Here is an 11,977-nt window from a genome sequence, read left to right as displayed (position 1 = left end):
CGCAGGCGTCAGAGCTTGCAGCCCCGAGCGGGGTCGGCCAGTTCGGGCACCGCGATGTCCACCATCTTGTTTTCCAGCCCGGCCACCTGGCGCAGGTAAATATTCTGCACCGGGTTGCCGGCGCGCGACAGGGTGAACGTGCCGCGCGGGCTGTCGATGGTGGCGCCGCGCATGGCCGCGTGCAGCTTGTCTTTGTCCGACACATCGCCCTGAACCGCCTGCAGGCCGGCCTGCAGCAATTGCGCAGCATCGTAGCCCTGCACCGCATATACATCGGGCGGCAGGTTGTCGTAGGCCTTGGTATACGCCTCGCGGAAGGCGGTGTCGCGCGGGGACCCCAACCCATCGGCGTAGTGCAGCGTCGTAAGCAGGCCCTGCGCGGCGTCGCCCTGCGCCTTGAGCGTGCCGTCGGTAAGAAAGCCGGTGCCGTACAGTGGAATGCTCTTGCCCAGGCCGGACGCGTGGTAGTCCTGCACGAACTTCACCGCCCCGCCGCCGGCAAAGAACGCAAACACCATATCCGGCTTGATGGACGCGATCTCGGTCAGCAGCGGCTGGAACTCAACATTGGGAAATGGCAGCGTCAGGTCTTTGACGATCTTGCCGCCGGCCTTCTCGAATCCTTCGCGAAAGCCGTTCATCTGTTCTTCGCCCGCCGCATATTTCCACGTGATGGTGACGGCGGTCTTGTGCCCCTTGGTCGCCGCTACCGGGCCCATGGCATAGCCGGGCTGCCAGTTCGAGAACGACGTGCGGAAGATGCCCGGCCCGCACATGGGCCCCGTGATGGCGTCGGCGCCCGCGTTCGTGACCAGCAGGGTGGTGTTGCTGGCCTTGGCCGCCTTGGCCAGCGCCATCGCCACGCCCGAATGCACGGTGCCCACCAGCACGTCCACCTGGTCGCGCTTGATCAGCCGATTGGCGTTTTCCGACGCCTTGGCGGGGTTGGATTCATCATCGACCTTGAAGTATTCCAGTTCCCGGCCGCCCAGCTTGCCGCCTTGCTCGGCCACGTACAGCTTGAAGCCGTTCTCGATGGCGTTGCCCAGAGCGGCATACGTGCCGCTGTAGGGCAGCATGAATCCGACCTTGATCTTGTCGGCCGCCGCGGCGCCGCCGGCGGCCAGGGCCAGGGCGCCGGCGAGCAGGGCGCGGTTCAGGGCATTGTGCATGGTCTGTCTCCTCGTTATGTTGGCTGGCCGTGGGCTCAGCCGGGTCGGTTCAGGCTGTCGACGAAGCCGGCGACGGCCGTGATCACCTGGTCGGGCTGGTCTTTGTGCGGCGAATGTCCGCAGTCGCCCAATTCCATCAGCTGCGCGTGGGGCAGCGCGCGCTTGATGCCGCGTATTTGCTCCAGCGTGCCGTATTCGTCGTCCAGCCCCTGCAGCGCCAGCACCGGGCAGCGGATGCGGGGCAGATCCGTGCGTATATCCCAGGCGCGGAACGCTGGATCCAGCCAGATGTCGTTCCACCCCCAGAAGGCCGAATCCACATCTGCGTGGTAGCGGGCCAGCCGCGCGCGCAGACCGGACTCCAGGTAGGCGCGCCGGGCCAGTTCAATGCTTGCGATGCTGATGTCTTCCACGAAGATATGCGGCGCCGCGGCAATCACGCCGCACACGTTGTCGGGGTGCATCGCCGCGTACAGCAGGGCGATAGAGCCGCCGTCGCTGTGGCCATAAAGCACCGGCCGGTCGCGCGCCGCATCGATGCCCAGCGCGTCGAACAGCGCCGGCAGCACCTCGCGCGCCTGGTCGTGCATGAAGCTCACGGGCCACTTCTCGCCTGCGGCGCGTGGCGTCGACTGACCGTAGCCGTAGCGCGAAAACACCAGGCCGCGGCAGCCCGCCGCCTCGCACGCGCGTTGGGGCCAGTCTTTCCACATGCTTGCCGAGCCCAGCCCCTCATGCAGGAAAACAAGCAAGGGAGCCTGGCGGCGTTCGGGCGCGATCCACCGGTATTCCAGGCGCAGGCTGCGGCCCAGCGCGCGCAGTTCCGCCCAGGCGGGCGCATCGGCAAGCAAGGCGGTCGTCATAGCGAGGCCGCCTCCATCTGCCGCAGCCGGAACCGCTGGATCTTGCCCGTGGCGGTCTTGGGCAGCTCTTCCGTGAAGTTGATCTGGCGCGGATACTTGAATGGCGCCAGGTGCTGCTTCACATACTGCTGCAAGGCGGCGCCGGTGTCATCGCTGGGCGTATAGCCGGGCCGCAGCACGACATAGGCCTTGGTCTTGACCAGGCCGTCGTGGTCGGGCACGCCGATCACCGCGGCCTCCAGCACGGCTTCGTGCTGGATCAGCACGTTCTCGACCTCTACCGGCGACACATACTGGCCGCTGACCTTGATCATGTCGTCGCTGCGTCCGGCATAGGTGTAGTAGCCGTCGGCGTCGCATACGTACTTGTCGCCGCTCTTGAGCCATTCGCCCTGGAAGCACTGGCGCGATTTGTCGCGATTGTTCCAGTACATCAGCGCCGCGCTGGGGCCCTTGATGTACAGGTCGCCGATCACATCCGCGGGCACCGGCCGGCCGTCCTCGTCGCGCAGCTGCACTTCGTATCCCGGCACCGGCTTGCCGGTGGTGCCATAGCGCAATTGGCCGGGCTGGTTCGACAGGAAGATATGCAGCATTTCGGTAGATCCGATGCCGTCGAGGATGTCGCAACCGAAATGACGCTTGAAGCGTTCGCCGATGTCGCGGGGCAGCGCCTCGCCGGCGGACGTACAGACGCGCAGCGCCACCTGTTCGCGCGAAGGCAGGTCGGGGCTGGCCAGCATGCTCGCATACAGGGTGGGCACGCCGTAGAAGACGGTGGGGCGGTGTTGCACCAGGCGCTGGAATACCGCTTGCGGCGTGGGCCGTTCGCCCATCACGACCACTGTGGCGCCGACCGACAGCGGAAAGCTCAATCCATTGCCAAGGCCGTACGCGAAAAACAGCTTGGCCGCCGAGAACACCACGTCATCTTCGCGGATGCCCAGTACCGGCTTGGCGTAGAGTTCCACGGTGTGCCACAGGTTGCCGTGCGTGTGCACCACGCCCTTGGGCTTGCCGGTGGACCCGGACGAATACAGCCAGAAGGCAATCTCGTCAGCCAGCGTGCGTACGGCCGGGGCCAGCGGCGCGGCGGCCAGCAGGTTTTCGAATTCGTGCGCGTGCGCCGGCAATTCGCCGGCCGGCCGCGCCACGATCATGTGTTCGATTTCGTGCGGGCCCTTGGCCATTGCGGCATGCAGCGTATCCAGCAGCGCTCCCGACACGATCGCGGCGCGCGCCCGGCAATGGTCGGCAATGTAGGCATAGTCGTCCGCCGTCAGCAGCGTGTTCACCGCCACGGGCACCACGCCGGCGTGCAGGGCGCCCAGGAACGCCACCGGCCAGTCCACGCTGTCGTGCATCAACAGCAGCACGCGCTCTTCGCGCCGCAGGCCCAGCTGGCGCAGCGCGCCGGCAAAACGCGCCGCGCGCTCGGCCAGTTCGCCGTATGTCAGGGTGCGGATGTCGTCGATGTAGGCCGGCTTGGATGCGCGTGGCGCATTGAGCGCGGCCAGGTGGCTGGCGAAGTTCAGTTCAAGGGGGCAGGGTGGCATGTCTTGTCTCCCGTATGTTCTCTTGGTGTCGTCCGGGTCGGCTAGGAAGCCTGGCCCATCGGGCCGGCCAGGGCCTGCAGGCGTTCGGGCGCTGCCTGCACGGCGGTGCGGCGGTGATAGAACGACAAGGCGCGCAAGCCGCCCAGTTCTTCTCCGCCTCCGGCGCGGCCGGGGCCGCCGTGCAGCGATTGCGGCATGACATTGCCATGGCCGGTATGGGTCTTTGCGGCTTCGGGGCTGACCCAGTGCAGTCGTCCATGGCTGTCGGCCAGCTCGTGTGCGCTGCGCGCAAAGAAGGCGGAATCGTCGCTGTATATCGATGCCACGAGCGAACCCTGGCCGCGCCGCGCCAGGTCAAGGGCATGCTCGGCGTCGCGGTAGGGCATCAGCGTGGCCACCGGGCCGAAGACCTCGAGCTGGTGCGCCAAAGGGTGGGTGTCGGGCTCCGGGGCGCCCAGCAGCCAGGGCGCCACGCATGCGGCCACCTTCGGATCGGCGTCGATCAGCCGGACCGCGTCGCCATTGAACAACACCTGGCTGTGCGCGCGCAGGGCCTGGATGCCGGACTGCACGTCGTCATGCTGCCGCCTGCTCACCAACGAGCCCATGCGCACGTCCGGGTGGCGCGGATCCCCCACCGTGACGGCGGCCAGTTCCGCCGCGATGGCCTGCGCCGCCCGCTCATATGCCTCCTGCGGCACGAGAATGCGCCGGATGGCGGTGCACTTCTGGCCCGACTTGATGGTGATTTCACGCACCACCTCGCGCACCATCGCATCGAAGGCCGGTCCGCCCGAGGCGGCATCGGGGCCGAGCAATGCGCAGTTCAGGCTGTCGGTTTCGGCGTTCATGCGCACGCCATCGTGCGTGACGCGCCGGTGGGCGCGCAGCAATGCAGCGGTATCCGACGAGCCGGTGAACGACAGCAGGTCGCCGGGCGCCAGCGCGTCCAGCAACCCGGGATGGCTTGCGCACACCAGGCTGAGCGCGCCCTGCGGCAATATCGCGGCGGCCAGTACGTCGGCCACCATTTCGTGCGCAAGCCAGGCCGTCGCCGTGGCCGGCTTCACAACAATGGGCACGCCGGAAAGCAGCGCCGGCGCTGCTTTTTCCCACAGGCCCCACGATGGAAAATTGAACGCGTTGATCAGCAGGGCCAGGCCGCGCGCCGGCGTGCTGATGTGCTGCACGGCGTAGGCATTGTCACGCGCCAGCGCCACGGGCTCACCGTCGGCCATCATCGCCTGCCCGGACAGGCGCGCGCCGAGCCGGGCGTAGTACGACAGGGTGTAGATGCCGCCATCGATGTCTATCGAGGAATCCTGTCGCACCGTGCCCGAATTGCGCATAGCGATGTCGAAGTACTTGTCGCGATTGGCTTGCAGCACTTCGGCCACGCGCGCCAGCAGGGCGGCGCGGTCGGCGTATGTCAGCGCGCGCAGCGCCTGGCCGCCATGGCGGCGCGCCCATTCGAAGCCGGCGGCCAGGTCCAGCCCGGCGCTGTCCGCGCGCGCCAGGGCGGCGCCCGACAGCGGATCGCGCAGCGTGGCGCCCGGGCCATTGCCTGCCGCCCACTGGCCGGCCAGGAAATTTTCAAGTTCAAGCATGCCGGTGTCCTGTGCGCGCGTCAGGGGCGCGTGAATTCAATCGCGCCGCCGGGCAGCAGGTACAGCACCAGCGCCTGCCCGCCCGTCACCGTGGGGCTGTGGGCGCTGCCGGGCCCATACACCAGCCAGCCCGCGCCGTGCCCGTCAAAGCGGGCGCCGTCCGACAGCGGCATGATCAGATCGATTTCGCCATGGGGGTGGCTGTGATGGGGGCCGGCCAGGCTGTCCATGTCCACCACGTCCACCGAGAACCCGTGCAGACTTTCATCGGCCTTGATGACCCGCCCGTAGCGGATGCCCGCGCCTTCGCGCGCACACATCCATCCATCGGCCACGCCCTGCCGGCAGGCGTCGAATACGTCGCGGTACAGCGCGCTGTCCGGGCCGATGTCGCGATTCAGCCGGGCCTGTAGGGCGTCGTCCAGGGGCAGGCCGGCAATCGGAGCAGTGATGTCGCGCATCAACTGCACAAAAGATGCGGGCGTACTCATGTTTGTCTCGTCCTTTACACTGTCCGCCGCGCCTGGTACGGCGCATGCAATGCAATGCTTATCTATGATGGCGCTCGCGTATTACGGGCCGCCTGAACAGAAAAATAGTGCTTCACAGCCTAAGCGTCAAGCACTATAGTGCATAAAACTGCGAAAGTCAGGGTTTCCTCGGAGTTCAAACAGCATGATCCAAGCGCTAGACAAGGAATCGCCAGAAACCCGCCGCGAGCCGTTTCTGGTGGCTCTGGGCGAACGGGTCCGGCGCCTGCGCGCCATTCGCGGCATGACGCGCAAGAGCCTGTCGCAGGCCACGGGGGTGTCCGAGCGGCATCTTGCCAATCTGGAACATGGCGTCGGCAATGCTTCGATACTGGTGTTGCTGCAGATCGCCCGCGCATTCAACTGCGCCCTGGCCGAACTGGTGGGCGACGTCACCACCGAATCGCCCGACTGGCTGCTGATCCGCGAACTGCTCAGCGGGCGCACCGAGTCGGACTTGCAACGCGCGCGCGAAGCCCTGGTGCAATTGTTCGGCGTGGGCGGCGGCGCCCAGCGGCCCAACCGCTTCCAGCGCGTCGCGCTGATCGGCCTGCGCGGCGCCGGCAAGTCCACGCTGGGCCAGATGCTGGCCGATGACCTGGGCTATCCGTTCGTCGAGCTCAACCGTGAAATCGAAAGAGTGGCCGGCTGCAGCATCCTTGAAATCCACGCGCTGTATGGGCCCAATGCCTACCGGCGCTACGAACGGCGCGCGCTCGAAGAGGCGGTGCAGATCTATCCCGAAATGGTGCTGGCAACGCCGGGCGGCCTGGTATCCGAACCGGCCACCCTGAACCTGCTGCTGACGCATTGCTACACCGTGTGGCTGCGCGCGACGCCCGACGAGCATATGTCGCGCGTCATGGCGCAGGGCGATTTCCGGCCCATGTCGGGTAACAACGAAGCCATGGCCGATCTCAAGCGTATCCTGGCCGGACGCGAAGCCTTCTACGCCAAGGCCGACCTTACCTGGGACACCAGCAATATCAGCTTGCAGGAAAGCTTCGGCGGCCTGCGTACCAGTGTGCGCAAGGCTTGCGGCCTGCCGCTCTGATCTGCATTTTTATGCATCGCCCGCTTGACGGGCGTTTTTTTGTGCACTAATCTGCACTTTAATTCATTAACTGCAGTATTGTTCATATGCAGGAGACAAGCATGAGCAGCCCCGCCCCCCGCGTGGATTTCCAGACGGACCCCAGCCGCTACCGGCACTGGAAGCTGAGTTTTGATGGCGCAATCGCCACACTGGCGATGGACGTGGATGAAAACGGCGGGCTGCGGCCCGGCTACAAGCTGAAGCTGAACTCTTACGACCTGGGTGTGGACATTGAGCTGCACGATGCGCTGCAGCGCATCCGCTTCGAGCATCCCGAAGTTCGCACCGTAGTGATCACCAGCCTGAAAGACCGCGTGTTCTGCTCGGGCGCCAACATCTTCATGCTGGGGCTGTCGTCGCATGCCTGGAAAGTGAACTTCTGCAAGTTCACCAACGAAACGCGCAACGGCATCGAAGATTCGAGCCGGCACAGCGGCCTGAAATTCGTTGCGGCGCTCAATGGCGCCTGCGCGGGCGGCGGCTACGAGCTGGCGCTGGCTTGCGACGAGATCTTCCTGGTGGATGACCGTTCTTCGGCGGTGGCTTTGCCCGAGGTTCCGCTGCTGGGCGTGTTGCCCGGCACCGGCGGACTGACCCGCGTTACCGACAAGCGCCGCGTGCGGCACGACCTGGCCGACATTTTCTGCACGCTGGTCGAAGGCGTGCGCGGCCAGCGCGCCAAGGATTGGCGCCTGGTGGACCATGTGGTCAAGCCTGCCCAGTTCGATGCGGCGGTGCGCGCGCGCGCCGCCGCGCTTGCCGAAGAGAGCGATCGCCCGGCGCACGCGCGCGGCGTCAGCCTGACGCCGCTGTCGCGCACCATTGCCGATGACCGGTTGTCGTACCAGCATGTACAGGTGACGCTGGACCGGTCGCGCCGGCTGGCCACCTGGACAATACGCGGCCCGCAAAGCGAGGTAGAGCAGGACATCGATGCCATTGTTGAAGCCGGCGCGGCGTGGTGGCCCCTGCAGATGGCGCGCGAACTGGATGACGCGATCCTGAACCTGCGCGCCAACGAACCGGACCTGGGAACGTGGGTGTTCAAGACCGAAGGCGATATTGCGCGAGTGCTGGACGCCGACGCCGCGCTGCAGCAGCACGCCGACCACTGGTTCGTGCGCGAGACTGCCGGGCTGTTGCGGCGCACGCTGGCGCGGCTGGACGTGACGTCGCGGTCGATCTTCGCGCTGATCGAACCGGGCTCGTGCTTTGCCGGCACCTTGTTCGAACTGGCGCTGGCCGCCGACCGCATCTACATGCTGGACGATGAAGACGCCGACGCGCCCGCGCAGATCGTCGTCAGCGACCGCAACTTCGGCGCGTATCCGCTGTTGAACGGCCAGACCCGCCTGCAGCGGCGGTTTTATGAAGAAACACTGCCGCTGGAAGCCGTGCGCGCGGCAGCCGGACAGCCGCTGCCCGCTGCGCGCGCGCTCGAACTGGGCCTGGTGACCTTCGCGCCCGACAGCATCGATTGGGATGACGAAGTGCGTCTGGCCCTGGAAGAACGGCGCGCCCTGTCGCCGGACGCCCTGACCGGCCTGGAGGCCAACCTGCGCTTCGGCGGACGCGAAAGCATGGAAACGCGCATTTTCGGCCGTCTGACGGCATGGCAGAACTGGATTTTCAACCGTCCCAATGCGGCCGGCGAAAAAGGCGCTTTGAAGCTATACGGCAAAGGCGAGCAGGCCGCGTTCGACTGGAACCGCGTCTAGCGCCGGCTGGTGTTTCCGGAACCGCCCGGGCGGGCCGCAGGGGCCGCCCCACCAAGGAGAGAGAGCAGACATGTCAGGCATCAACTACACGGACAAAATCCCCAACAACGTCAACCTGTCGGGCGACCGCGCGCTGCAACGCGCGCTGGAGCACTGGCAACCCAACTACCTGCAATGGTGGCAGGACATGGGCCCGGACGGCTCGCACGATTTTGATGTCTATCTGCGCACGGCGGTCAGCGTCGAGCCCGACGGCTGGGCGCACTTTGATTACGTCAAGATGCCCGACTACCGCTGGGGCATCTTCCTGGCCCCGCAGGATGGGCAGCGCAAGATCCACTTTGGCGAGAACCTGGGTCGGGACGTATGGCAGGACGTGCCTGGCGAGCATCGCGCCAACCTGCGCCGCATCATCGTGACGCAAGGCGACACCGAGCCCGCGTCCATCGAGCAGCAGCGCCACCTGGGCATGACGGCGCCGTCGCAGTATGACCTGCGCAATCTTTTCCAGATCAATGTGGAAGAGGGCAGGCACCTGTGGGCCATGGTTTATCTGCTGCACCGGTACTTCGGCCGCGACGGGCGCGAAGAGGCCGACGCGCTGCTCGAGCGCAGTTCGGGCGACGCCGACAACCCGCGCATCCTGGGGGCGTTCAACGAGAGAACGCCCGACTGGCTGGCGTTCTATATGTTCACGTACTTTACCGACCGGGACGGCAAGTTCCAGCTGTGTGCGCTGGCCGAATCCGGCTTTGACCCGCTGGCGCGCACAACCAAGTTCATGCTGACGGAAGAAGCGCACCACATGTTTGTGGGCGAGTCGGGCGTGTCGCGCATCATCCAGCGCACCTGCGAAGTGATGAAGCAGCTCAAGACCGACGATCCTGCCACCGTGCGCGCCGCCGGAGTGATCGACCTGCCGACCATCCAGCGCTATTTGAATTTTCACTACAGCGTCACCATCGATCTGTTCGGCGCCGACCAGTCTTCCAACGCAGCCATTTTCTACAGCTCGGGCCTGAAAGGCCGCTACGAGGAAAGCAAGCGCAATGACGACCACCAGCTCAAGAACGACACCTACCGCGTGCTGACTGTGGACGGCGGGCGGCTGCGCGAAGTGGAGGTGCCCATGCTCAACGCGTTGAACGAGGTGCTGCGCGATGACTTCATCCGCGATTCGAACGCGGGCGTGGGGCGCTGGAACAAGGTTATCGAGAAGAGCGGGTTGCCGTTCCGGCTGACGGTGCCGCACAAGGCGTTCAACCGCCAGATCGGCACGCTGGCAGGCATACGCGTGTCGCCCGAAGGCGATGTGCTTTCCGAAGAGCAATGGCAGGCAAACAGCCACAAGTGGCTGCCCACCGCGCAAGACAGGGCTTTCGTGGCTTCGCTGATGGGGCGGGTGGCAGAGCCGGGCAAGTTCGCCAATTGGATCGCGCCGCCGGTAATGGGGGTGAACCGCCAGCCGGTGAATTTCGAGTATGTGCGTTTTAACTAGCGCATGCGCGTCACGATAGGAGCCCGGCCATGAATGCGCGCTTGCCGCCCGAAGTGCTCAGGCAGCATCTCATCGACCCCGAGGTCTGCATCCGCTGCAATACGTGCGAGGAAACTTGCCCTATTGATGCCATTACCCACGATGGCAACAACTATGTGGTCGACCCGGATATCTGCAATGGCTGCATGGCCTGCGTGCCGCCTTGCCCCACCGGGTCGATCGACAATTGGCGGCTGGTGCCGCGCGCGCAGGCGTACAGTTTGCAGGAGCAGTTCGGCTGGGATGAGCTGCCCGCAGAGAAGCCGCTGCCGGCGGACGCGGCGGGCGAGCCCGCGCAGGTAGGGGCGATTGCAGACGGGGACGTTGCCGAGGCCGTGGTGGCGGCGCCCGCAGCGGGGGCTGCGGTGCCGCCCTGGTCGGCCGCGCACCCGTATGTAAACCTGTACACGCACAAGACGCCAGCCGTCGCCACGGTGGTGGGCAATTATCGCGTGACGGACGAGGACACGGACAGCGACATTCACCATATTGTGCTGGATTTAGGCAATGTGCCGTTTCCCGTGCTGGAAGGCCAGTCGATCGGGATCCTGCCGCCGGGAACCGATGCGCAGGGCCGCGCGCATCACGCTCGCCAGTATTCGCTGGCCAGTCCGCGCGACGGCGAACGCGCGGGCTACAACAACCTGTCGCTGACGGTAAAGCGCGTAACGCATGATCATGCCGGACAGCCGGTGCATGGCGTATGCTCGAACTATCTGTGCGACCTCGCCCGCAACGATACGGTGCGGGTGATCGGGCCTTTCGGGCATACGTTTTTGATGCCCAATCATGCCGGTGCGAACCTGATGATGATCTGTACGGGCACGGGTTCGGCGCCGATGCGGGCGATGACGGAACGCTATCGGCGCCGGATCGCGCGTGGCACCAACGGGCGCCTGATGCTGTTTTTCGGGGCGCGCACGCAGCGCGAGCTGCCGTATTTCGGGCCGTTGATGAAGTTGCCGCGTGACTTTATCGATATCAATCTGGCGCTGTCGCGCGAGCCGCGGCAGCCGCGCCGCTATGTGCAGGATCTTATCCGTGAGCGCGCCGGCGATGTCCGCGATTTGCTGGCCGACCCGGATACTTGCATTTATGTATGCGGGTTGAAGGGCATGGAAGCGGGGGTGCTGGAGGCGTTGCGGGATGTGGTGGTGCAAGGCGGGCAGGATTGGACTATCCTGCATGATGTGTTGCGCCGCGAAGGGCGGCTGCACTTCGAGACGTATTAGCCCCGTAGGGCGCGGCCCGGCGCCCGGCTACCCTGTGACGTTCAGGCGTGCCAAGGCACGCCGTTCTTTTTTGAGAAGTTCATCATGAAGTTCGCGGAATTCAAGGAAGGGATGATCATTCACGGCGGCCCTGTGGTGGTGACCGAGGCCGAGATTCTGACGTTTGCACGCCAGTACGATCCGCAATGGTTCCATACTGATGTAGAGCGCGCGAAGCAAGGCCGCTGGGGCGGGTTGATTGCCAGTGGCTGGCATACCTGTGCGCTGGCGATGCGGCTGGCTGTGGAAGCGGCGCTGCATGATTCCGAGTCTTTCGGCTCGCCGGGGCTGGGGCAGGTGCGCTGGCGCGTGCCGGTGCGGCCGGGCGATACGCTGCGGTTGCGGGCCCGTGTGCAAGGGGTGCGCCGCTCTACGACGCGCGATGACCTGGGGATTATTTCGTGGGCGTGGGTGGTGATCAACCAGCATGATGAAGCGGTGCTGGAGCTGGACGCCACGAGTTTGTTCGATTTGAGCTGATCGCCCCAGGCCGTTGTTCGGATCGCCGTCAGGTGTCTGACTCCCGAAGGGTGTCTGACACCGGGGCATCGGCAGTATCCCGGGACGTTGTTCGGTTCCGGCGTCGCCGCCAGGTGTCTGACGCCCGAAGGGTGTCTGACACCGAGA

The 11,977-nt window shown here is 65.5% G+C and carries 10 protein-coding genes; 5 read left to right on the top strand and 5 right to left on the bottom strand.

All coding sequences use genetic code 11. From position 1 onward, the window contains the following. Positions 1-8: 8 nt before the first annotated feature. The 5 genes from CAL19_RS13390 to CAL19_RS13370 are packed head-to-tail and all read right to left on the bottom strand — an operon-like array spanning position 9 to position 5,689. Complete coding sequence (locus CAL19_RS13390) at positions 9-1,172, bottom strand: ABC transporter substrate-binding protein (protein ID WP_026640034.1); 1,164 nt, start codon at positions 1,170-1,172, stop codon at positions 9-11. Between the two features lie 35 nt (positions 1,173-1,207). Continuing rightward, entirely contained in the window at positions 1,208-2,035 is an 828-nt protein-coding gene (locus CAL19_RS13385; protein WP_026640035.1) for an alpha/beta fold hydrolase, read from the bottom strand. Then, positions 2,032-3,591, bottom strand: coding sequence for a benzoate-CoA ligase family protein (locus CAL19_RS13380; RefSeq protein WP_026640036.1), 1,560 nt, complete (start codon positions 3,589-3,591; stop codon positions 2,032-2,034). Before CAL19_RS13380 ends, CAL19_RS13385 begins: the two co-directional genes overlap by 4 nt. A 41-nt stretch (positions 3,592-3,632) precedes the next feature. Continuing rightward, positions 3,633-5,198, bottom strand: coding sequence for a 3,4-dehydroadipyl-CoA semialdehyde dehydrogenase (locus tag CAL19_RS13375; RefSeq protein WP_026640037.1), 1,566 nt, complete (start codon positions 5,196-5,198; stop codon positions 3,633-3,635). A 20-nt stretch (positions 5,199-5,218) separates the two neighbouring features. Further along, on the bottom strand, positions 5,219-5,689 hold the full coding sequence (locus CAL19_RS13370; RefSeq protein WP_026640038.1) for a DUF4863 family protein: 471 nt from the start codon (positions 5,687-5,689) through the stop codon (positions 5,219-5,221). A 184-nt stretch (positions 5,690-5,873) separates the two neighbouring features. Here CAL19_RS13370 and CAL19_RS13365 point away from each other — a divergent pair, with 184 nt between their 5' ends. The 5 genes from CAL19_RS13365 to CAL19_RS13345 all read left to right on the top strand — a co-directional run bounded on the left by CAL19_RS13365 (position 5,874) and on the right by CAL19_RS13345 (position 11,830). Then, on the top strand, positions 5,874-6,782 hold the full coding sequence (locus CAL19_RS13365; RefSeq protein ID WP_026640039.1) for a helix-turn-helix transcriptional regulator: 909 nt from the start codon (positions 5,874-5,876) through the stop codon (positions 6,780-6,782). Between the two features lie 101 nt (positions 6,783-6,883). After that, positions 6,884-8,542, top strand: a complete 1,659-nt coding sequence (boxC, locus tag CAL19_RS13360) for a 2,3-epoxybenzoyl-CoA dihydrolase (protein WP_094797034.1) — start codon at positions 6,884-6,886, stop codon at positions 8,540-8,542. Between the two features lie 70 nt (positions 8,543-8,612). Next, positions 8,613-10,040 (top strand): benzoyl-CoA 2,3-epoxidase subunit BoxB, encoded by a 1,428-nt coding sequence (gene boxB / locus CAL19_RS13355; RefSeq protein WP_026640041.1) that lies wholly within the window; start codon positions 8,613-8,615, stop codon positions 10,038-10,040. A gap of 29 nt (positions 10,041-10,069) precedes the next feature. Next, on the top strand, positions 10,070-11,311 hold the full coding sequence (gene boxA / locus CAL19_RS13350) for a benzoyl-CoA 2,3-epoxidase subunit BoxA (RefSeq protein WP_094797033.1): 1,242 nt from the start codon (positions 10,070-10,072) through the stop codon (positions 11,309-11,311). 84 nt (positions 11,312-11,395) lie between these two features. Beyond that, positions 11,396-11,830, top strand: a complete 435-nt coding sequence (locus CAL19_RS13345; protein ID WP_026640043.1) for a MaoC family dehydratase — start codon at positions 11,396-11,398, stop codon at positions 11,828-11,830. Positions 11,831-11,977: the final 147 nt, after the last annotated feature.

This window comes from Bordetella genomosp. 7 (assembly GCF_002261265.1).
GTDB lineage: Bacteria > Pseudomonadota > Gammaproteobacteria > Burkholderiales > Burkholderiaceae_B > Bordetella_A.
This window is presented reverse-complemented; position numbering and strand designations above follow the sequence as displayed.

What these genes read in the sequence shown, in the direction of transcription:
- CAL19_RS13390 (WP_026640034.1), bottom strand. Translation starts at nt 1,172, where the DNA reads ATGCACAATGCCCTGAACCGCGCCCTGCTCGCCGGCGCCCTGGCCCTG.
- CAL19_RS13385 (WP_026640035.1), bottom strand. Translation starts at nt 2,035, where the DNA reads ATGACGACCGCCTTGCTTGCCGATGCGCCCGCCTGGGCGGAACTGCGC.
- CAL19_RS13380 (WP_026640036.1), bottom strand. Translation starts at nt 3,591, where the DNA reads ATGCCACCCTGCCCCCTTGAACTGAACTTCGCCAGCCACCTGGCCGCG.
- CAL19_RS13375 (WP_026640037.1), bottom strand. Translation starts at nt 5,198, where the DNA reads ATGCTTGAACTTGAAAATTTCCTGGCCGGCCAGTGGGCGGCAGGCAAT.
- CAL19_RS13370 (WP_026640038.1), bottom strand. Translation starts at nt 5,689, where the DNA reads ATGAGTACGCCCGCATCTTTTGTGCAGTTGATGCGCGACATCACTGCT.
- CAL19_RS13365 (WP_026640039.1), top strand. Translation starts at nt 5,874, where the DNA reads ATGATCCAAGCGCTAGACAAGGAATCGCCAGAAACCCGCCGCGAGCCG.
- boxC (WP_094797034.1), top strand. Translation starts at nt 6,884, where the DNA reads ATGAGCAGCCCCGCCCCCCGCGTGGATTTCCAGACGGACCCCAGCCGC.
- boxB (WP_026640041.1), top strand. Translation starts at nt 8,613, where the DNA reads ATGTCAGGCATCAACTACACGGACAAAATCCCCAACAACGTCAACCTG.
- boxA (WP_094797033.1), top strand. Translation starts at nt 10,070, where the DNA reads ATGAATGCGCGCTTGCCGCCCGAAGTGCTCAGGCAGCATCTCATCGAC.
- CAL19_RS13345 (WP_026640043.1), top strand. Translation starts at nt 11,396, where the DNA reads ATGAAGTTCGCGGAATTCAAGGAAGGGATGATCATTCACGGCGGCCCT.